The sequence below is a fragment of the Acinetobacter towneri DSM 14962 = CIP 107472 genome (assembly GCF_000368785.1).
Taxonomy (GTDB): domain Bacteria; phylum Pseudomonadota; class Gammaproteobacteria; order Pseudomonadales; family Moraxellaceae; genus Acinetobacter; species Acinetobacter towneri.
Genome location: NZ_KB849673.1, coordinates 1 through 1,851, shown reverse-complemented (window position 1 = coordinate 1,851; position 1,851 = coordinate 1). Strand labels below are relative to the sequence as shown.

General features: G+C 37.0%; 1 protein-coding gene and 1 pseudogene. One reads left to right on the top strand and one right to left on the bottom strand.

The features are described 5' to 3' along the window. Positions 1-262 precede the first annotated feature (262 nt). Positions 263-460 (top strand): annotated as a pseudogene (locus tag F947_RS00245) (transposase); the annotation flags it as partial. Between the two features lie 328 nt (positions 461-788). Here the strand turns inward: F947_RS00245 and repM are convergent. Further along, positions 789-1,736 carry a replication initiation protein RepM gene (gene repM, locus F947_RS00240; RefSeq protein ID WP_026438551.1) on the bottom strand — a complete coding sequence of 316 codons (948 nt, stop codon included), beginning with the start codon at positions 1,734-1,736 and terminating at the stop codon, positions 789-791. Between the last annotated feature and the right edge of the window lie 115 nt (positions 1,737-1,851).

Below are 1,851 nucleotides of genomic sequence, written 5' to 3'. Positions count from 1 at the left end.
GGCCAGAGAGATCTTTCATTCTTAACAATGCACTTCCATATATGGACAAATCCCTGACAAGAACGACAGGAAGTAGTTTCCCATCCCATAACTCTCTTGGAAGTTATATAAGTTAAGTAAGTTAAGTAAGTAAGTAAGTAAGTAAGTTTATAGCTTTATGTTCATTACAGATCAATCCCTGGCGGTTTATGTAATAGCCCCAGTTAAAACGGACACTTCTCAATTAAGACCTAGTCATAGCACTAGGGTTAAGGAGTGTTCTATGGAACGTATTGAAGTTATTACATCGGTGCAGCGTCGTCGACGTTATTCAGGTCAGGAAAAAGCCCAATTTGTTGCCATGACCATGCAACCAGGCTCATCCGTTCCCTCTGTTGCCAGACAGTATGGCATCTCACCACGTTTGCTGTTTAAATGGAAAAGACTTATGCAGGATGGTGGAGTAACTGCCGTGGAAACCAATGCGTAGGTCTTCAGTGTGATTGACTATAATGCGCTGTTAAAAATATCAAACAGCTTCAGTAAAGGTTTGGATGAAAAAGCGTAGAAGTTCTCAGGAATTGCTCAGGCACAAAATACATATCGCACATGCCATGCTCTTTATTTGAAAGCACCCAAGAATAAAAACAGCCCATAATTTGAAGTTCATGATCAGTAGCAGAGAAACTTGGGTCGGTTCCTCACTTCAAATCTTACAGTCTGCAAGTTTAGCGTTATTCATTACCAGGGCAGACTAAATTTTTCCTGTAGGTTGGTAGTGTTCAAAATAAGAATTTCTATTATTCAGGTTACGATAACTTTTCTGATTTATATTTTTCTTTATAGCCCACTTTTAACAAATCAGAATAATACTTTTTTACCTTTTCGGGGTCGAGAAGTTCAAGTGAAATCCTTTCTTTAAACGCTTCGATCTCTTCGCCTACATTGGCATATTTACCCCCGAATTCGGGATATTTGATAAGGTCACACAATTTTTGAGCGAAAAATATAGATTGTTTTGGGGTCAGCTGATATGTCGGTTCCAGTACCTTATCACTAATAATTAAGGAAGCTTTTTGATTAAAAGAAAATTCGATATGTGTAATTGTTCTTCCTTCTTTCTTCTGCTCATAACTTACGTCGATATCAGTAAGTTTATTAATTTGATCTATGGCAACCGTCAATACACGCTTTTTGAAATCTCCCATGGTTTTATATTCATTTTCAAGTAGACCTAACTTATCACGCAATTCAACCATACTAATATATAGCTTGCCTTTGCTACGCCATCTAATCAAAAGTTCATACAGCCGTATAGCGTATACACTAGATAATTGAGAAATTTGCTTTAATTCATAACGAGTAAACTTTTCTTCAAGTTTTACAAAAAGCTGTAAAATATCAGGAGCAAAAATTAGTTGAGCGCATGCAGCTTCTTTAACATAGCCAACTTTTGACACCCAACGGCTTTTGTAGACTGCAGGTTTACCTGTAACAGGATCTATGGCCTTATAGGTGAGTCTACGTTCAAATAAGTTATCACATGCTCCTTGAAGAGCCTCATAGGCCGCTTGACGACCCAAATTAAAGTGCTTCATGTATTCAGATGCGTGTATTGTTAGCAATGTATCCGATGTAAGCTCTTTTTCAATTTCCCTGGCTGCAATAATTGCAACTAAAATTAAGCGTTGTTCTGACAGAGTCAACGCATAAGATGCTTCAATCAAGTTATTATCTTTATAAATTACATTTGCCATGTTGTGATCAGAGAAACAAATATTATTAGTGGACATTAACACTTAATGTCCACTAATGGAAGATCTATCTATGTCAGGAAAACGTCCATTTATGTCAGGAAAACGTCCATTTAAA

Bases quoted from the DNA above. Each gene is read 5' to 3' on its own strand.
- repM (WP_026438551.1), bottom strand. From the start codon at position 1,736: ATGGCAAATGTAATTTATAAAGATAATAACTTGATTGAAGCATCTTAT.